Source organism: Streptomyces sp. NPDC026522 (assembly GCF_055567555.1).
The window spans coordinates 271,845-288,268 of sequence record NZ_JBVHQF010000007.1; the positions used below are offsets into that span (position 1 = coordinate 271,845).

Here is a 16,424-nt window from a genome sequence, read left to right on the forward strand (position 1 = left end):
CACTGTCAGCGGCCGGGTGCACACTGGCCGGAAAGCTGCCGTGAAGGACAAGAACGTCCGGAGGTGTCGGCCATGTCCGACGTGCTACTGCTCGCTGGTACCCGCAAGGGGCTGTTCATCGGCCGGCGGGGGGAGGCCGGCGCCTGGGAGTTCGACGGGCCCCACTTCAACGCCCAGGCGGTGTCCGCAGTCGCCATCGACCTACGGGGCCCCGCACCACGGCTGCTGGCGGGCGGCGACAGCTCGCACTGGGGGCCGTCCGTCTTCCACTCCGACGACCTGGGCGCCACCTGGCGCGAGCCGGCCGCCGCGGCCGTCAGGTTCCCGCGGGACACCGGCGCCTCGCTGGAGCGGGTCTGGCAGCTCCAGCCCGCCGGGCCGGAGGCCCCCGACGTGGTCTACGCCGGTACGGAACCGGCGGCGCTCTTCCGCTCCACCGACCGCGGCGAATCCTTCGAACTGGTCCGCGCCCTGTGGGAGCACCCCACCCGCTCGCGCTGGGTGCCGGGCGGCGGCGGCGAGGGCCTGCACACGGTGATCACCCACCCGGCCGACCCGCAGGCGGTCACGGTGGCCGTCTCCACCGCCGGCGTCTTCCGCACGAAGGACGGCGGCGCCAGCTGGATCCCGGCCAACCACGGGGTATCCGCGGTGTTCCTGCCCGATCCGCAGCCCGAGTTCGGGCAGTGCGTCCACAAGATCGCCCGGGATCCCGCCGACCCGGACCGGCTCTACCTCCAGAACCACTGGGGGGTCTACCGCAGCGACGACGCGGGCGACGCCTGGACCGACATCGGCGCCGGGCTGCCGTCCGACTTCGGCTTCACGGTGGCCGCCCACCCGCACCGCCGGGACACCGCCTACGTCTTCCCGCTCAACGCCGACTCCGACCGGGTCCCGGCCGGGCACCGCTGCCGGGTCTTCCGCACCCGGGACGCGGGGGCGAGCTGGGAACCGCTGTCGAAGGGCCTGCCGCCCGAGGACCACTACGGGACGGTACTGCGGGACGCGCTCTGCACGGACGACGCGGATCCGGCGGGCATCTACTTCGGCAACCGCAACGGCGAGCTGTACGCCAGCCATGACGACGGGGACAGCTGGCAGTTGCTGGCGGAGCACCTGCCGGACGTCCTGTGCGTGCGGGCGGCGGTCCTGCGTCGATAGGGCGGCGGATGGGCCAGTAGAGTGACTGCCCGTGGCAGCACGACCGTTGAACGAGATCGTCGAGCCGGGCTGGGCCCGGGCTCTGGAGCCGGTGGCGGCGCAGGTCGCCGCGATGGGCGACTTCCTGCGCGCCGAGATCGCGGCGGGCAGAACGTACCTGCCGGCCGGAGCGAACGTGCTGCGCGCCTTCCAGCAGCCCTTCGACGAGGTCAAGGTGCTGATCGTCGGGCAGGACCCCTACCCGACGCCGGGCCACGCGATGGGCCTGTCCTTCTCCGTCGCGCCCGAGGTCAGCCCGTGGCCGCCGAGCCTGGACAACATCTTCCGCGAGCTGCACGCGGACCTCGGTGTGCCCCGGCCGGCGAACGGCGACCTGACGCCGTGGACCCGCCAGGGCGTGCTGCTCCTCAACCGGGCGCTCACCACCGCCCCGCGCAAGACCGGCGGCCACCGCGGCAAGGGCTGGGAGGCGGTCACCGAGCAGGCGATCCGCGCGCTGGCCGCGCGCGGGAAGCCGCTGGTGTCGGTGCTGTGGGGCCGGGACGCCCGGAACCTGCGCCCGCTGCTCGGCGAGCTGCCGGCCGTCGAGTCCGTGCACCCCTCCCCGATGTCGGCCGCCAACGGCTTCTTCGGCTCCAGGCCGTTCAGCAAGGTGAACGACCTGCTGGCGCGCCAGGGCGCGGCTCCGGTGGACTGGCGCCTGCCGACGGCCGGTTGAACCGTTCCGGCCAATACGTGGCCTGTACAGCCGACCGTGTCTCACATTCAGCGGATAAATACGGACAGAAGCCGCCGGAAATGACCCTGCTTGAACAACCGGTTCCGATAAACCAGTAGCATGCGGCGCCATGAGCTCCCCCACTGGGCCCGCAAATGGCCTGCCCGTACGAATGCCGCGACCCCGCCCTGCCGGACGGCACCGCCGCCCCGAGCCCGCGGTGGCGCCCGAGGGCGCGCCCGCGCTGGTGCTCGCCGTGCCCGGTGCCCCTTCGGCCGCCTCGCGCGGGCTCGCGGAAGAGATCCTGAGCATCGGCCGCTCCGAGCTGCCCGGCCTGGACGGCCGGATCGGCTACCTGGAGGGTGACGACTCCGAGGGCGCCGAGTTCCCGTCGCTGTCCGGTGTGCTCACCGCCGTCGCGCAGGAGCGCGCCGCGCGCGCCGAGTTCGCCCGCGCCGCCGGCCACGAGGTGCCCGCGGCCACCGGTCCGGACGCCGTGGTCGTGCCCCTGCTGGTCGGCCCGGACGGCGACCTGCTGCGCCGCGTCCGCCAGGCGCTGATGGACTCATCGGCAGCCGCCGAGCTGGCCGACGTACTCGGTCCGCACCCGCTGCTCGCCGAGGGGCTGCACGTGCGGCTCTCGGAGGCGGGGCTGGCCCGCGCCGACCGGGCCCGGCTGTTCACCGTCACCACCGCCGCCGACGGCATCATCCTGGCCACCACCGGCGGCGAGGAGGCCGTCCAGGCCGCCGGGATCACCGGCATGCTGCTGGCCGCACGCCTCGCGGTGCCGGTGAAGGCCGCCGCGCTGGACCAGGAGGGCTCGGTGGCCTCGATCGCCGAGCAGCTGCGCGCCGAGGGCTCGACGCAGCTCGCCCTGGCGCCGTACCTGATCGGCCCGGAGGCGGCCGAGGGGCTGCTGGACACCGCGTGCAAGGAGGCCGACTGCGCCACCGCCGAGGTGCTCGGGGCCTACCCGGCGCTCGGCAAGCTGGCCGTCGCGCAGTACAGCGCGGCCCTCGGGATCGCCCTGGGCGCCTCCGCCCACTGATCGGCTCCCCGCACGACGAGGGGCCCGCGGACCGCCGTCACCGGCGCGCCGCGGGCCCCTCGTGCGTCCGGGGCTACGGCCCGAAGACCACGCAGGCGGCGGCCGGCACCTCGATGGAGCCGGCCGCCCGCGGTTCGCCGGTCAGCGGGTCCAGGTCGAACCAGGTGACGTCACCGGACCACTCGTTGGCCACGTACAGCCTGCGCCCCGCGGGATCCACCACGAGGTCGCGCGGCCAGCTGCCGCCGCAGTCCACGCTCCCGGTGAGACGGGGTTTGGCCGGCCCGTCGGCGAGGGAGAAGGCGGCGATGGTGTTGACGCCCCGTACGGCCGCCCACGCGAACCGGCCGTCGGGCGAGACGGCGACGACCGAGGGGTACGGCCGGGTGCCCGCCGGGGCGTCCCCGGAGAGCACCGGAACCTCCGTGGCCGGTTCCAGCCGCCCCTCCCGCGCGTCCCAGCGGCAGACGGTGAGCACCGGCTCCAGCTCGTGCAGGACGTAGACCGTCTCCCCGTCCGGGTGGAAGGCGAGGTGGCGCGGTCCGGAGCCGGCCCGCAGCTTCGTCTCCGCGTGCGGGCGCGGGCCGCCTTCGGCCGGGTCGAGGGCGTGCACCCGTACGGAGTCGGTCCCGAGGTCCACGCTGAGCACCCAGCGGCCGCTCGGGTCGGGCGTCACGTGGTGGGCGTGCGGCCCCTCCTGGCGTTCCGTGTCGGGCCCCGACCCCTGGTGGGCCACGACGGCCGGCGGCCCGGAGGGGATGCCTTCCGCGTCGAGCGGGAGGCTGCTGACGCTGCCCGAGGTGTAGTTGGCGGTGAGCAGGCGCCGACCGGCGAGGCTCAGGTGGGTGGGGCCCGATGCGCCGACCGGGGCGGGCGAGCCGTGGGCGGTCAGCCCGTCGGCGCCGGTCAGGAAGGCGGCGACCGCACCGTGTTCGGCCTCGCTCACGGCGTAGAGCACGCCCCGGTCCGGGGCGAGGACGAGGCACGACGGGTTCTCGGCCGTCCCGGTGACCGCCAGGGGCGTCAGCGCCCCGGTGGCCGGATCCACGGCCGCGGTGGTGATGCCGCGGCCGCCCCCCGAGGTGAACGAGCCGATGTAGGCCCGGTGTCCGCCGCCCTGGTCCGTGCTGCGCGCGCCATCCACAGGTGCCTCGTTCCGCCGTCCCGGATCCGGTCGCAACGACGGTAACAGAAGGTCTAGACCAAGTCCCGTCCCTTGGCCCGTTCGTGGGCCGCGGCGTGGTGGACGTACGTGGTGCTGCTCGGCCGGTCCTCGTACGTGCGGTGGAAGACCGGGGTCGCCGCCCCGGAGATCGGCGGCACGATCCAGGACCAGTCGGCGCCCACCTGGCGGCCCTTGCGCTCCTCGCGCTCCAGGTGCGAGAGGAACCGCCGGGACTCGGTGTGGTGGTCGGAGATGCTCACCCCGGCCTCGTCGAAGGAGTGCAGGACCGCCCGGTTCAGCTCCACCAGGGCGCGGTCCTTCCAGAGCGAGCGGTCGCTGGAGGTGTCGAGGCCCATCCTGCGGGCAACAGCGGGAAGCAGGTTGTACCGGTCGGTGTCGGCGAGGTTGCGGGCGCCGATCTCGGTGCCCATGTACCAGCCGTTGAACGGCGCGGCCGGGTAGTGGATGCCGCCGATCTCCAGGCACATGTTGGAGATGGCGGGGACGGCGTGCCAGCGCAGGCCCCAGTCGTCCCAGTGGTCGGGACCGTCGGGGTGGCGGATCGGCACCTCCAGCACGGCGTCGGCCGGGGTGTCGAACCAGCGGGGCTTGTCGTCGACGCCCTGGACGACGAGCGGCAGGAGGTCGAAGGGGGTGCCGGGACCGCCCGGCCAGCCGAGGTCGAGCAGGGCTCTGGTGAGCGGGGCGCTGCGGGCGTCGCCGACGGTTATGGAGGGGTGGTCGCCGTACCCGGCGTAGCGGATGAGCTGCTCGCTCCAGATGAGCGGTCCCGGGCGGTCCGGGGCGTCGGGGGCGAAGACCGTGATGGTGGGCCGGATCCGGCCGCCGTTGGTGGCTTCCCGCAGGTGCGCGAAGCACTCCTCGGCGATGGAGTCGGCGTCGGTGAGCTCGCGGCGGTCGCGGACCCGCAGCGAGTTCCAGTAGAGCCTGCCTATGCAGCGGTTGCTGTTGCGCCAGGCCACCCGGGCGCCGTGGACGAGTTCGGCCTCGGTGTGCCGGTAGGTTCCGGTCCCGTCGAGTTCGGCGCGCACGGCCGCCAGCCGGGCCTGCGGATCTCCGGCTTCCGGGTTCTCGCGGTGGAAGAGCCGGATGAACTCCTCGGCGGCTTCCCACACCTGAGCGGTGTCCGAGCGCTGTTCAAGAATTTCCATTCCGGGCCGTTACCCCCTGTCCGTTCAGATCCACCCTGTACATGCCGAATGAATGTGCTGTGAACATCACCCGTTGTACACGGGGCAGGTCAGCGGCGCGGGCGGGTGACGGCCGGAACACTCCTCCGGGTGGTCTCCGGGGGCCGGCCGGGAGGCGGATCTGCAAGGGGCCTAGTATGCGCGCCTGTTCGAGCCCGGCCGGCGCCGGGGGTCAGGCGCTGACGACGAGCGGGGCGCGCGGGTGGGTCCGCAGCGGGACGTGCAGTGCCACGAGGGCGTGCTCCAGGCCGTGCAGGTGCGCGAGGACCGGCTCCGCCGGGGCGGGGGCGGTCGCCGGAACGACGGGGTGGTTGCCCGCATGCGGCGCGGTCAGCGCTTCCACCGCCGACTCGACCCGCCAGCACGCGGCGGCGAGCCGGGCGTCGTGCGAGGCCTGCGGATCGGCGGCGACGGCCACCAGGCCCCGCACCTCCCGCGCGCACGCGTCGAGCAGTTCCAGCACCTGCCGCGCGCGGGCCTTGCGGGCGCGCAGCGGGCTCAGCGGGTGCACCAGGGGCGCGAGTGCCATCCGGACCCGGCCCAGCAGCAGTTCGAGTTCGGCGGCGTGCGGGGCCGGGTCGGCGTCGGGGTGACCGGCGAGGCGGTCGAGGGACGCCGCCGTGGAGGCCCGTACGCAGTGCAGGGCGCGCTGGATCCAGGCGTCGTTGGCGGCGTGCGTGGTGACGGGGAGCACCAGCACCACGGCGAGCGCGGCGCCCAGCGCGCCGATGGCGGTCTCCTGGAAGCGCAACAGGAGCAGGCCGGGGTGCAGCACGCCGAGGAGCCCGTAGAGCAGACCGGCCATCACGGTGACGAAGAACATCATCCACGAGTACGACGGCGCGGCGGTGTAGAAGATCCCGAAGACGCATACGGCGACCAGCGCGGCGGTCGGTACCGGCGCGCCGTGCAGCGGTACGGCGACCAGCAGTCCGGCGGCGATCCCGGTGACGGTCCCGACGACCCGGCGGAAGCCTCGCACGAGGGTCTCGCCCCGCGAGGCGGTGTTCACGAAGATCCACCAGGCGGTGCCCACCGCCCAGTACCAGCGGTCTTCGGAGAGGGCCTGGCCGATGCCGAGCGCGAAGGCGCACGCGGCGGTGGCCTGGAAGGCCTGCCGGGTGGTGGGCCGGGCCAGCCCGGTCCCGGGCAGCCCGGGCGGGGCGGCGGGGGGCGGTGTGCGGCGCTCGATGGGCCAGAGCACGAACCGGGCGGCGCCGGCCGCGAGCAGGGCCAGCCCGACGGCGGCGAACAGCTCGGGCAGCTGGGCGGGCACCGCGTGCAGGAACTGGGTGATGAAGAAGTTCATGAACGCGAAGACGCCGAGGGCGTGGCCGCGCGGCCCCCAGCGGCGGGCGTAGACACCGGCGAAGACGACGGCGAGGAAGGCGAGGTCGCGGGCGAGGGGCAGCCCGTGCAGGGCGGTGGCCAGGGCGAGGACGGGGAATCCGGCGGCGGGCAGCAGGACGGTGGTCTCCCGCTGGGCGCGCACGGTCGGGTCGAGCACGGTGAACAGCGCGAGCAGGGCGGCCAGTCCCCCGGTGATGGAGGCGGTCAGCGAGAGCCCCACGGCTTGGGCCGCGGCGACGGCGAGCCCCACGCCGACGACCGCGCGCAGCGAGTTCCGCAGTCTCATCAGCCCCGGATCCGGAGCCACGAACATCCTCTTCACGGCGGTGTGCCGCCCCCCTCGCGATGGTGCGCGCCGGGCCCGCTGGCCGCCCGGGGTGGTGGGCGGCGTACGGGCACGGCGAAGGCGCCACGGTCCGGAGCGGCGTCGTTGCCGTCCGGCGCTGCGTGGCGCCGTCAGTTGCATGGATACGACACAGATAACCATCCGGGGGCCCACTGGCTCAACCGAGCCCAGGGACGCTGGGCCATTGGTATTGCCGATGTGGCGTTCTTCCGGCCATTGGATGCCAACGGACCAGTCGGTCATGCCTCACCGATGCGCAGCAGTGCCAGGGTGATGTTGTCCGGCCCTCCGGCGTCGATGGCGGCCTTCCACAGCTCGAAGGCGGCGCGCCCGTCGTCGTGGTCCCGCAGCAGCCCGTCCAGGACCTCCTGGGGAACCGGGTCGGTCAGCCCGTCCGTACAGATCAGGTAGCGGCCGCCGACGGCGAGCGGGGACGTACGGACGTGCGGCGTGACGGCCTGGAAGCCACGGGCGCCGCCGAGGGCCTGGGTGATCAGGGAGGTGGTCCGGCGGCCCGCCGGAAGCGGGGGGCTGTCATCGACGCTCATCTGGCGCAGCGCCCCGTCCGAGGCGTCGAGGACCCTGCTGTCGCCGACGTTGAAGGTCAGCAGGGAATCGGGCAGGACGACCGCACCGGCGACAGTGGTGCCCATGCCGGCCAGCTCCGGGGCGCGCTCGGCGGCTTCGTACACCGCGCGGTTGCACCGTTCCAGCGCCTCGCGGACGGCCTCCTCGCCGTCCAGCGACGGACCGAGCTCCGCGAGCCGCCGTACGACGAGCGCGCTGGCCACCTCGCCGGCCGGCTGCCCGCCGATGCCGTCGGCGACCGCGACGACGAGCGGCGCACCCAGGGGGAACACCAGCAGCTGCGGGTTGCGGGTCTCGGTGGCGCACAGCGTCCAGGGCCCGATCACCAGGCTGTCCTCGTTGTGCTCGCGCAGCAGCCCGGCGTGGCTCAGTGCGCTGACGGCTGCGTACGGCATCGGTTCCGCCTCTCCGGCGCCCGCGGGGGACCCGCCCCTCTCATTGTGGCCCCGCGGGCGGGGCCCGGCGGAGCCGGGCGAGGACGAGGACGGTGTCGTCGGTCGCCGGCTCGGACAGCAGGTTGGCGAGGATGCGGTCCGCCGCCTGCTCCAGGCAGTCCACGGGGGCGCGCAGCTGGGCGCACAGGGCGTCGATGCCCGTGTCGATGTCCTGGCCGCGGGCTTCCACGAGCCCGTCGGTGTAGAGGGCGACGACGGCGCCGTCGGGGATCCGCGTCCCGGTCGAGCGGAACGGCACGCCGCCCACCCCGAGCGGGACGCCCAGGACGTCGCCGATCCTCTCCACGGTTCCGTCGGGGTGGCGCAGCAGGGGCGGGGGGTGTCCGGCGCTGGCGACGCGCGCGTGGCCCGTGTGGGGGTCGTAGCGGATGTACAGGCAGGTCGCGAGTTCGATGCCGGCCTCCTGCGCGCAGTCGTCGAGTTCCGTGAGCAGGGCTTCGGGGTCGCGGGTGTGCCGGGCGAGCGTCTTGGCGGTGATGCGGAGCCGGCCCATGGCGGCGGCGGCCGGGACGCCGTGGCCCATCACGTCCCCGACGAGCAGGGCGAGCTCGTCGCCGGGCAGCGGGATGACGTCGTACCAGTCGCCGCCGACCTCGGTGCCCCGGCTGCCGGGCAGGTAGCGGTGGGCGATGTCGGCGTGCGGGCCGGAGACGGGGGCGCTGGGCAGCAGCGCGCGCTGGAGGGTGAGGGCGATGTCCTGGACCCGGCCGTAGAGGCGGGCGTTGTCCAGGCACAGGGCGGCGCGCGAGGCCAGCTCGCCCGCGAGACTGAGGTCGGGCTCGGCGAAGGCCGGGCGGGCGGCGGAGCGGCCGAACATGGTGATTCCCTGGACGGTGCCGCGGGCGACGAGCGGTGCCATGAGGATGCCCTCGATGCCGCTGCCCAGGAGCAGCCGGGCGCGTTCCTGGTGGGCGACGGTGCTGGTCACGAACTCTTCGTTCACCGCGACGCAGAGCGGGCGGCCGGTTTCGAGCATCGCGTGGATGCTGGAGCCGGGCGGGTACGTGACCTGCTCCAGGCCGCCCACCAGCTCCCCGGCGGGCGGGGGCAGGGTGGTGCCGTGCGCGATCCGGTGGGTGACGAGCGGCAGCCGGGGATCGAAGACCTCCGGCTCGTGCATCCACTGGACCAGTTCCACCACGGCGGCGTCGCAGAACTCCGGGACCACCGCCTCGACCAGCTCGCGCGCGGTGACGTTCAGGTCCAGGGTGGTGCCGATGCGGGCGGCGGCGCGGTCCAGGAGCGCGAGCCGCTGCCGGGCCGCGGTGGCCTCCATGATGGCCCGTTCCCGGTCGGTGACGTCCACCAGCAGGCCGCCCACCCCGCGCCGGGTGCCGACCGCACCGCTCAGCGGGAACAGGCTCACCGACCGCACCTGGTCGCGGTCCGGGTGGCCGGGGGTGCGCAGTCCGACGAGGGTGTCCACCACGGTCCGGCCCTCCCGGGCGACGGCCCGCAGCAGGCGCTCGTACTCCCCGGCGTCGGAGGTGAGCATGATGTCCGTCATCCGGCGGCCGATGTGGTCGGCCAGGGGGATGCCGTCCATGTCGGCGAGGGCCTGGTTGAGGTGGACGTAGCGCAGTTCCTCGTCGAGCAGGACCAGGCCGATCGGGCAGGTCTCGAAGAGCGCGTCGAGGAAGGCCAGGTTGGTCTTGACCCGGTCCAGCTCGACGCTCCGGCTCGCCAGGGCCAGCACCACGGAGCGGCCCGTGCTGCCTGTGAGCGGGAAGACCCGGAAGCCGCAGTCGAACACCGAGCCGTCCAGGTGGAGCGCGGGCATCCGGACGCGCCAGTACCCGAGGGTGCGGGCGCGCTCGGCGAGCAGGGGGGCCGCGCCGGGGTCCGGGAAGAGCACCGCCGCGGGCCGGTCCAGTACGGCCGGGGCCTCGTGGCCGAACAGGCCGCGCGCGCCGGGACCCCAATAGCAGATCCGGTCGGCGTCGTCGATGCCGAGGACGGCGACCGGGACGTGCTCCAGCAGCGAGCCGGGTTCCGACCAGAGGGGGCCGGGATCCGGCTCGCCGCCCCCTTCCCGGTCCGGTGGCATCGCTGCCCCCTTCTGTGCGCCGCGCGCGGGGTGGCTGTCCGGCGCCCGTGCGGCGGGCTCGGGCGGCCCCTTCAATTCTGCCCGCCGGGCCGGTCGGCGGCCCGCCGAGGTGCGCGGGGCCGGGCGGGTGGCGAGACTGGTCCCATGACGACCATGGCGACCACGGCGGCCCTCGAGGGCGGCCCGGACGATCTTCCGGAGCGTCTTGTCCCGGCCCCCGCACCGGGCGAGGACGTGAAGGTGGCGCACCGCGGCGGGTACGAGCACTTCAGGGCCACCTCCCGGTTCCGGGACGCCCCGCAGGGCCGGGTTCCCGTCTACGAGTGGTGGGAGCGCACGGAAATCGCCGAGTGAGCTCAGCGGCCGCCCCGCGCCTGGGCCACGCGGAGGTGGAGCGTGGCCAGGTCCAGGAGGGGCGTGGGGACGTTCAGGGCGCGGGCGCGGGTGGTCAGGTCGGCGAAGACGTGCTCGACCTCGGTCGGGCGGCCGGCGAGCAGGTCCCGGTACATCGAGGGGGTGAGCGGTGAGCCGGGCGCGGTCACGGTGCGGGCGGTGGCGTCCAGTTCGCCCGCGGGGACGGGGTGTCCCGCCGCGGCGGCGACGGAGGCGGCCTCCGCGAGGACGGCCCGGGCGAGTTCGGGGCCGCCCGGAGCGGCGCTGACCTCGCCCACGGATCCGCGCATCAGGCAGGTCACGGCGGCGAGGGTGGTGATGAAGACCCACTTGTGCCACATGGCGGCGACGATGTCGGGGACTTCGGGGCTGTCGATGCCCGCGCCGCCGAGCAGGGCCCGGACGGCCTCGACGCGGGCGGAGGGCCGGCCGTCGCGCTCCCCGGTGAGGACCGCGGAGGGCGGGGCCATGCGGACGATGTCGCCGTGTTCGTCCAGGGTGGTGACCACCTTGGCCACGCCGCCGAGTACGGCCCCCGCGCCGAAGTGGTGGGCCAGCAGGTCGAGATGGGCCATGCCGTTCAGCAGCGGCACGATCGCGGTGCCGGGGCCCACGGCCGGGGCGAGGTCGCGTACCGCCTGGTCGAGCGCCGTCGACTTCACCGACAGCAGGACCAGGTCGTAGCTGCCCTCCAGCGCATCGGCCGTCACCAGCGGGGGCCGCAGGACGAGTTCCTCCCCGAGTCCCGTGACGCGCAGTCCGCGCGCGGTCAGGGCCGCGGCCCGCCGGGGCCGGACGAGGAAGGTGACGTCCTGTCCGGCCTGGGCGAGGCGGGCGCCGAAGTAACCGCCGGTGGCGCCGGCGCCGACCGTCAGGATTCTCATGCCCGGGATCCTTTCGTGAGGGGTATCGGCCGCAGCAGCCGGTGGGGCCGGTGCAGGGCCGCGGTGACGGGGTCGTCGGCGGCGGACGGTGCGGGCAGTCCCGGGCCGGGTGCGACGAGGAGTTCCGCGACGTCCACGGCCGCTCCGCAGTCCGCGCAGCGGCCGTCCTCGCCGACGGGCGCGTCATCGGTGGCGTGCCGGAACACGCGGCGGGGACCGCCGGGAGCGGGGCGGTGCTCCTCGCCCCACTGGGACAGGGCCCGGACGGCCGGCCAGAGCCGGATGCCCTTGGGGGTGAGTACGTACCCCTCCCGCGGCGCCCCCTCGGTCACCCGGGCCAGCACTCCGGCCTCGGTGAGGAGGGCGAGCCGGTCGGTGAGGACGGCGCGCGGGATGCCGAGATGGGCGGCGAAGTCGCCGAACCGCCGCACCCCGAAGAAGGCGTCGCGCACGATCAGCAGGGTCCAGCGCTCTCCGACGACCTCCATCGCGCGGGAGAGCGAGCAGGCCTGACCGCGGTAGTCGCGTGGCAGCGTCATGTCCGCACCCTACCGCATCAGTTCGGTGACCGAACCGATAACTGCGCGGCCGCGTTGGCCCGTTCCTCACCCGGCCCCGGCGTTGATCCGCCGGATCCCCTACACCGGCTGCTCCGTCGGCACGCACAGCACCGGTACCGGTGACAGGTGCAGCAGTTTGTGCGGCGTCGAGCCGAGGAGCGCGCCGCGGATGGGGCTGTCGCCCCAGGTGCCGACGATGATGACCCGCGCCCCGTGGCGCTCGGCGGCGTCGAGGAGGGCCTGGGCCGGCTTCTCGTCGGCCACCTCGACCGCCGAGGGGACGCCCGCCTCGTCGGCGGCCGCGACGGCCCGGGCCAGGGCACTGCGGCCGGCCTGGCGGACGGCTTCGCGGTGGGCCCGGTACTCCTCCCCGCCGGGCCCCGGCGCGGCCGCGCCGAAGACGAGGACGAGGGGCTCGCCGAAGGCGGCGGCGACCTCCAGGGCGACCCGCAGGGCCCGTTCCGCGCCGGGCGATTCGTCGTACCCCAGGACCACGGACATCGCGTACTCCTCCCTTTCCCGGTCCACGCCCTCAGGGCGACCGCCGGTGCCGGCCCGGGACGAGCGCCGGGTCGGCCACCCCGCGCCGCTCCTGCCAGAAACGCCCGTCCCGGATCCGCCAGAAACACATGACCAGCACTCCGACGACGGCGATGCCGATCCCGATCAGCAGCGGGGGGCTGATGCCCAGCCAGGAGACGCCCCCGGCCGACTTCCGCGGATCCGACATGTCGTTGACGGATTCCACCAGCAGCCAGGCCAGCAGTCCGGCGCCGACGACCGGGCCGACCCCGATGAGCAGGAAGTTGTGCGGGCTCTCCAGCAGGTGGCGCCGGTAGTAGACGGCGCAGGCCAGGCCGGTGAGCGCGTAGTAGAAGGCGATGAGCAGCGAGAGCGCGGTGAGCGAGTCGAGGAGGGCGTTCTCGCTGATCTGGTTGACCACGAGGTACCAGCCGATGGCGATGCCGGCCACCCACCAGGTGCTCACGTCCGGGGTCTGGAACCGGGGGTGGATGCGCGCCAGCGACGGCGGCAGCGCGTGCCGACGGGCCATCGACAGGGCGGTGCGGGAGGCGGGGATGATCGTGGTCTGGGTGGAGGCGAGCGCCGAGGTGCAGACCGCGAGGAGCACCACCCAGTCCCAGCCGCCCATCACCTCGTGCGCGAGCACGCCGAAGACGGCCTCCTCCTCGCCCGCGTTCTGCGCCAGGAACCCGGTCCCGGCGTAGGCGACGACGGCGTACCCGACGGACAGGTAGGTCACCAGCAGCACGACGGTCGACCAGATGCCCGCCTTGCCGGGCGCGGTGGCGGAGTCCTCGACCTCCTCGGTCAGGTTGACCGCGGACTCCCAGCCCCAGTAGATGAACACGCCGAGCAGCAGTCCGCCGGTGAGCGCGGCGCTGCCGGCTCCGAACGGGTTGAGCCAGTCGACGGACGGTTCCATCGCGTCGAGGCTGCTGGTGCCCGCGTAGACGCGGTAGAGGGCGACCACCGCGAAGACCAGGAGGAAGAACACCTGGGCCAGGATCAGCACGTCCTGGAGCCGGGCGGACATCTCGGTGCCGATGACGCAGACGGCGGTCATGGCCAGGATGACGACGACCGCGAGCGTCTGGCGGACCACCTCGTTCCCGGCGAGGCCGTCGAGGCCGGCGGCGAGCAGCCCGAAGCGCACCGCGACGTCCGCGAGCGAACCGATCACGAGGACGCCCGTCATGGTGATCGCCCAGCCGCCGAACCAGCCCGCCCAGGGGCCCATGGCCCGGGTCACCCAGGAGAAGGTGGTCCCGCAGTCCTGGTCGACCTTGTTGAGGTAGTAGAAGGCGGCGGCGATCAGCAGCATCGGTACGAAGGACGCCAGCATGACGCCCGGCGCGTAGATGCCGGCCACGGCGACGATGGGGCCGATGACGGCGGCCAGCGAGTAGGCGGGCGAGGTGGAGTTCAGGCCGATGACGAGTGCGTCGAGGAAACCGATCGCGTCGGCCTTGAGCCCCGCGTCGGCCTCCGCGGTGTGCTGCTCCTGACCGCCGCCGCCCCTACCGTCCTGCGCCATATACGCATGCTCGGGTACGGGGCGGCGGGGCGCGAGGCGGGGCTGCGGCCCCGGGCCGGCGGCCGGGCGCGGCGCGGCGGCGCCGCGGGCGGGCTCAGGGGCGGGTGTTCCAGCCGGCGACGACCGGCAGGCCGTGTTCGGTGGACAGGACGCCGACCGTGCCGGTGCGCAGCAGGAACAGCCGTCCGTCCTGCGGGGCCAGGCCGAGGTAGCGCGCCGTGAGGACGCGCAGGAAGTGGCCGTGGGCGACGACGACGGCGTCGCCCCGGTCCTCGCGGAGCACCTTGTCGACCCGGGCCAGCGCGCGGTCGGCGCGGGCGCCGACCTGCTCGGCGTTCTCCCCGGGGTGCTCCGCGTCGCCGGGCGGGACCCCCTCGGTCCACAGCGACCACTCCGGCCGGGTCCGCCGGATCTCGGCCGTGGTGATGCCCTCGTAGCCGCCGTAGTCCCATTCGTGCAGGTCGGGGTCGGTGGTGCCGCCGGACAGCCCGGCGAGTTCCGCAGTGGCCACGGCCCGGCGCAGCGGGCTGGTCAGGACCAGGGCGGGATGTCGGTCCCGGAAGAACGGGGCGAGGGAGATGGCCTCCTCGACCCCGCGCGCGGTCAGCGGTACGTCGGTCAGGCCGGTGTGCCGCCCGGTGGCGCTCCACGCCGTCTCACCGTGTCTCACCAGCAACAAGTCGCTCATCCTTGGACCCTAGACGGTCCACCGCGCCGACGGGGTGACCGGAGCGTGTCATGTACGCCACGGGCCGTGATTCGCTGCGGAAACGATGCGAGTTGGCCGGGCGGGTCCCGCTGGCCAGGCTCGGTCCATGGACGACCTGATCCACGAGCGGGCCCGGGCGGCCCGTCCGAGCGGCGGCCCGGCCCAGGAGGCCCGCATAGCGGCCGCTTTCGCGGCGGGTGACGAGCGCTCCATGGAGGCGGCCTACCGCCGCTGGCGGCCGCTGGTGCACTCGCTCGCGCGGCGCGCGCTGGGCGACGAGCGCGAGGCGGAGGACGTGACCCAGCAGGTCTTCCTCGCCGCCTGGCGCGGCCGGGGCCGGTACCGCCCCGGCCCCGGCGGACTCGGCGCCTGGCTCACGGGCATCACCCGCCACAAGGTGGCCGACGCGCTGGAGGCCCGGACCCGGCGGACCCGGGCCGCCGCGGCCGCCGCGCACGCCCTGCACGAACACATCCGGTCCCCCGCCGCCCACGCCCCGCCGGAGCCCGAACAGGCGCTGGACCGGTTGCTGGTGCTCGGCGAACTGGCCCGGCTGCCCGCGGCCCAGCAGCGCGTGCTGTGGCTGGCGTTCTACGGGGACCTGACCCAGTCCCAGATCGCGGACCGCACCGGGCTGCCGCTGGGCACCGTCAAGAGCCATATGCGCCGGGCGTTGCAGGTCCTGCGCCGGTCGCTCGGGGACCCGGCGCCGTCACGAGCCGCTCGATGACGGCGAGGCCGGAGCGCAGGCCGAACAGCCGCTCGGTACGCGGGCCGGGCGGCCGCGTACCCCAGCCGGGCCCCGCCAGCAGCAGCGTCGAGTGTCCGCGGGCGCCGTGCGGCCCCCATTCGATGCGGGCGACCGCCCGGGCCAGGGCGCGGTCCGCGGTGCCGCCCGACTGGGACCAGAGCACGGCGGCGCGCGGCCCCGTGCGGCGTACGGCCTCGCGCAGCGCCTCGGCGGGCAGGGCCGGGCCGAACATCAGGGCGGGCAGGCCCCGTTCCCCGAGGGCGGCGGCCAGCGCCTCGATGGGCAGGCTGTGCTGCTCCTCCGGGGCGCAGGCTAGGAGCACGGGCGGCGCCCCCTGCCGTCGGGGGGCGGGCCGCAGCCGGCGCAGGGCGCCGGAGACGTGCCAGGACAGCAGGTGCTCGACCTCGACGTAACGCTCCCCCGCCGAGGCCCATTTGCGGCCCACGGCGTGCAGGGTCGGCGCGATGACCTCCTCCCACGCCGCGACCGGGCCGAGCTCCGCCAGCGCGGTGTCCAGCAGGTGCTCCACCGCCGGCGCGTCCAGTCGTACGGCGGCCCGTGCGAGCCCCCTGCATTCCGCCCGCACCTCCCCGAGCGGAAGGGCGGTGGGGCCGCCCGGCTTCCCGGCCGCCGGGCGGGCCGCCGCGGAGCTGCCGGGGGCTGCGCCGAGCGCGGCCCTGGCCGCCGCCGAGGGGGGAACGCCCTGCGCGGTGAGCCGGCACATCAGTTCCAGGCGGGCGATGTCGGCGGGCGTCCAGCGGCGGTGCCGACCGCCCTCGCGGCGGGCGGGGCCGATGGCGTACCGGCGCTCCCAGGACCGCAGCGTGGTCGGCGAGACCCCGAGGCGGCGGGCGACGGCGCCGGTACTCAGTGCGGCGGCGGGCAGCGGGGGCGGACCGGCGGCGGGCGGTACGGGGTCGGCGGGCGGAATGGGGTCGGCGGGCGGAATGGGGTCGGCGGGCGGAATGGGGTC

16 protein-coding genes are annotated in these 16,424 nt (G+C 74.8%); 5 read left to right on the forward strand and 11 right to left on the reverse strand.

Translation table 11 applies throughout. From position 1 onward, the window contains the following. Window positions 1-72 precede the first annotated feature (72 nt). From ACZ4M3_RS20215 to ACZ4M3_RS20225, 3 genes are all read left to right on the forward strand, one after another. Window positions 73-1,164: a WD40/YVTN/BNR-like repeat-containing protein gene (locus tag ACZ4M3_RS20215; RefSeq protein WP_467734451.1), complete on the forward strand. Its 1,092-nt coding sequence runs from the start codon at window positions 73-75 to the stop codon at window positions 1,162-1,164. 31 nt (window positions 1,165-1,195) lie between these two features. Then, the gene (locus ACZ4M3_RS20220; protein WP_467734453.1) at window positions 1,196-1,882 is read left to right on the forward strand and encodes a uracil-DNA glycosylase; all 687 of its coding nucleotides are present in this window, start codon (window positions 1,196-1,198) and stop codon (window positions 1,880-1,882) included. 130 nt (window positions 1,883-2,012) lie between these two features. Further along, window positions 2,013-2,933 carry a sirohydrochlorin chelatase gene (locus tag ACZ4M3_RS20225; protein WP_467734455.1) on the forward strand — a complete coding sequence of 307 codons (921 nt, stop codon included), beginning with the start codon at window positions 2,013-2,015 and terminating at the stop codon, window positions 2,931-2,933. Window positions 2,934-3,006: 73 nt separating this feature from the next. On the opposite strand, the gene ACZ4M3_RS20230 is transcribed toward ACZ4M3_RS20225, so the two are convergent. From ACZ4M3_RS20230 to ACZ4M3_RS20250, 5 genes are all read right to left on the reverse strand, one after another. Next, a complete protein-coding gene (locus ACZ4M3_RS20230) occupies window positions 3,007-4,077 on the reverse strand; it encodes a lactonase family protein (protein WP_467734457.1) in 1,071 nt (356 codons plus the stop codon). 53 nt (window positions 4,078-4,130) lie between these two features. Continuing rightward, a complete protein-coding gene (locus tag ACZ4M3_RS20235) occupies window positions 4,131-5,270 on the reverse strand; it encodes a nitric oxide synthase oxygenase (protein ID WP_467734459.1) in 1,140 nt (379 codons plus the stop codon). Window positions 5,271-5,481: 211 nt separating this feature from the next. Continuing rightward, entirely contained in the window at window positions 5,482-6,972 is a 1,491-nt protein-coding gene (locus ACZ4M3_RS20240) for an FUSC family protein (protein ID WP_467734760.1), read from the reverse strand. 272 nt (window positions 6,973-7,244) lie between these two features. Next, window positions 7,245-7,988, reverse strand: coding sequence for a PP2C family protein-serine/threonine phosphatase (locus tag ACZ4M3_RS20245; RefSeq protein WP_467734461.1), 744 nt, complete (start codon window positions 7,986-7,988; stop codon window positions 7,245-7,247). 40 nt (window positions 7,989-8,028) lie between these two features. Beyond that, entirely contained in the window at window positions 8,029-10,095 is a 2,067-nt protein-coding gene (locus ACZ4M3_RS20250) for a SpoIIE family protein phosphatase (RefSeq protein ID WP_467734463.1), read from the reverse strand. A gap of 153 nt (window positions 10,096-10,248) precedes the next feature. Here ACZ4M3_RS20250 and ACZ4M3_RS20255 point away from each other — a divergent pair, with 153 nt between their 5' ends. Continuing rightward, on the forward strand, window positions 10,249-10,449 hold the full coding sequence (locus ACZ4M3_RS20255) for a DUF5988 family protein (RefSeq protein WP_389658622.1): 201 nt from the start codon (window positions 10,249-10,251) through the stop codon (window positions 10,447-10,449). A gap of 2 nt (window positions 10,450-10,451) precedes the next feature. On the opposite strand, the gene ACZ4M3_RS20260 is transcribed toward ACZ4M3_RS20255, so the two are convergent. From ACZ4M3_RS20260 to ACZ4M3_RS20280, 5 genes are all read right to left on the reverse strand, one after another. Continuing rightward, complete coding sequence (locus ACZ4M3_RS20260; protein ID WP_467734465.1) at window positions 10,452-11,372, reverse strand: ketopantoate reductase family protein; 921 nt, start codon at window positions 11,370-11,372, stop codon at window positions 10,452-10,454. Further along, window positions 11,369-11,911, reverse strand: a complete 543-nt coding sequence (locus ACZ4M3_RS20265; protein WP_467734467.1) for a winged helix-turn-helix transcriptional regulator — start codon at window positions 11,909-11,911, stop codon at window positions 11,369-11,371. The genes ACZ4M3_RS20260 and ACZ4M3_RS20265 overlap by 4 nt, the downstream gene beginning before the upstream one ends. Window positions 11,912-12,010: 99 nt before the next feature. After that, window positions 12,011-12,433, reverse strand: coding sequence for a universal stress protein (locus ACZ4M3_RS20270; RefSeq protein ID WP_467734469.1), 423 nt, complete (start codon window positions 12,431-12,433; stop codon window positions 12,011-12,013). Window positions 12,434-12,464: 31 nt separating this feature from the next. Then, window positions 12,465-13,991 carry an APC family permease gene (locus tag ACZ4M3_RS20275; RefSeq protein ID WP_467734471.1) on the reverse strand — a complete coding sequence of 509 codons (1,527 nt, stop codon included), beginning with the start codon at window positions 13,989-13,991 and terminating at the stop codon, window positions 12,465-12,467. Window positions 13,992-14,085: 94 nt separating this feature from the next. Next, window positions 14,086-14,679, reverse strand: coding sequence for a histidine phosphatase family protein (locus tag ACZ4M3_RS20280; RefSeq protein ID WP_467734473.1), 594 nt, complete (start codon window positions 14,677-14,679; stop codon window positions 14,086-14,088). A gap of 127 nt (window positions 14,680-14,806) precedes the next feature. Between ACZ4M3_RS20280 and ACZ4M3_RS20285 the strand changes: the two genes are divergently transcribed. Continuing rightward, on the forward strand, window positions 14,807-15,430 hold the full coding sequence (locus ACZ4M3_RS20285; protein ID WP_467734475.1) for an RNA polymerase sigma factor: 624 nt from the start codon (window positions 14,807-14,809) through the stop codon (window positions 15,428-15,430). On the opposite strand, the gene ACZ4M3_RS20290 is transcribed toward ACZ4M3_RS20285, so the two are convergent. Continuing rightward, a complete protein-coding gene (locus tag ACZ4M3_RS20290; RefSeq protein WP_467734762.1) occupies window positions 15,351-16,382 on the reverse strand; it encodes a MerR family transcriptional regulator in 1,032 nt (343 codons plus the stop codon). The genes ACZ4M3_RS20285 and ACZ4M3_RS20290 overlap by 80 nt on opposite strands. Window positions 16,383-16,424 lie beyond the last annotated feature (42 nt).

What these genes read in the sequence shown, in the direction of transcription:
- ACZ4M3_RS20215 (WP_467734451.1), top strand. Translation starts at nt 73, where the DNA reads ATGTCCGACGTGCTACTGCTCGCTGGTACCCGCAAGGGGCTGTTCATC.
- ACZ4M3_RS20225 (WP_467734455.1), top strand. Translation starts at nt 2,013, where the DNA reads ATGAGCTCCCCCACTGGGCCCGCAAATGGCCTGCCCGTACGAATGCCG.
- ACZ4M3_RS20235 (WP_467734459.1), bottom strand. Translation starts at nt 5,270, where the DNA reads ATGGAAATTCTTGAACAGCGCTCGGACACCGCTCAGGTGTGGGAAGCC.
- ACZ4M3_RS20240 (WP_467734760.1), bottom strand. Translation starts at nt 6,972, where the DNA reads ATGTTCGTGGCTCCGGATCCGGGGCTGATGAGACTGCGGAACTCGCTG.
- ACZ4M3_RS20245 (WP_467734461.1), bottom strand. Translation starts at nt 7,988, where the DNA reads ATGCCGTACGCAGCCGTCAGCGCACTGAGCCACGCCGGGCTGCTGCGC.
- ACZ4M3_RS20250 (WP_467734463.1), bottom strand. Translation starts at nt 10,095, where the DNA reads ATGCCACCGGACCGGGAAGGGGGCGGCGAGCCGGATCCCGGCCCCCTC.
- ACZ4M3_RS20255 (WP_389658622.1), top strand. Translation starts at nt 10,249, where the DNA reads ATGGCGACCACGGCGGCCCTCGAGGGCGGCCCGGACGATCTTCCGGAG.
- ACZ4M3_RS20260 (WP_467734465.1), bottom strand. Translation starts at nt 11,372, where the DNA reads ATGAGAATCCTGACGGTCGGCGCCGGCGCCACCGGCGGTTACTTCGGC.
- ACZ4M3_RS20265 (WP_467734467.1), bottom strand. Translation starts at nt 11,911, where the DNA reads ATGACGCTGCCACGCGACTACCGCGGTCAGGCCTGCTCGCTCTCCCGC.
- ACZ4M3_RS20270 (WP_467734469.1), bottom strand. Translation starts at nt 12,433, where the DNA reads ATGTCCGTGGTCCTGGGGTACGACGAATCGCCCGGCGCGGAACGGGCC.
- ACZ4M3_RS20275 (WP_467734471.1), bottom strand. Translation starts at nt 13,991, where the DNA reads ATGGCGCAGGACGGTAGGGGCGGCGGCGGTCAGGAGCAGCACACCGCG.
- ACZ4M3_RS20280 (WP_467734473.1), bottom strand. Translation starts at nt 14,679, where the DNA reads ATGAGCGACTTGTTGCTGGTGAGACACGGTGAGACGGCGTGGAGCGCC.
- ACZ4M3_RS20285 (WP_467734475.1), top strand. Translation starts at nt 14,807, where the DNA reads ATGGACGACCTGATCCACGAGCGGGCCCGGGCGGCCCGTCCGAGCGGC.